Origin of the sequence: Streptomyces mutabilis (assembly GCF_014649815.1) — a bacterium.
Lineage (GTDB): Bacteria > Actinomycetota > Actinomycetes > Streptomycetales > Streptomycetaceae > Streptomyces > Streptomyces mutabilis.
Genome location: NZ_BMTT01000192.1, coordinates 1 through 621, shown reverse-complemented (window position 1 = coordinate 621; position 621 = coordinate 1). Strand labels below are relative to the sequence as shown.

Here is a 621-nt window from a genome sequence, read left to right as displayed (position 1 = left end):
TGTTGATATGTACCTGAACTTTGTGTGCCTGCAATTAATACCTTTTCATTACCAATACCGATAAGAGTAACAAATGACCCTTTTGATGGTTTTGCAGTATAGAATGTCATATCATTAGGTGCACCTTCTACTTTTTTTGGTAATGCTTCCAACTTATACGTATGAATACTTTTACGTTGGCCTCCGCCGTTATAATTTGCATAAAATGAATGATTCCTTAATTCACTTGCATTAACGACATATTGAGAAACTGAGGGATCATTGATAGCTAATGCTACCTTCTGCGATTGAGTTAAATCTTCCACTCTACCTCTAGGATCATTGTTATTACTTGAATGACCATTATTAGAATTTGAATTTTTATTATTTGAAGCTTGTTCGGTTTGAGTGTTACTATTTTCTGATTTCTTACCAGACTGATGCTGTCCTACCAAATCTCCAAAATCGCATCCCGCAAGTAATGTTGTTATTGTAATTGCTCCGATTGCTAAAAAGTGTCTTTTCATTTCGTTTCTCTCCTTTAAATAATGAAATCATCACTGCTGTATTTATATATGTGGTGTTCATATTTCAACTGGTTTTACACGTTTACTAAATCCATAGTTTAATAACGTTAATTTA

At 33.2% G+C, this 621-nt stretch carries 1 protein-coding gene; it reads right to left on the bottom strand.

The features are described 5' to 3' along the window. On the bottom strand, positions 1 to 506 hold a 506-nt coding region (locus IE142_RS39975; protein WP_229831265.1), incomplete at its 3' end, for a hypothetical protein. Between the last annotated feature and the right edge of the window lie 115 nt (positions 507 to 621).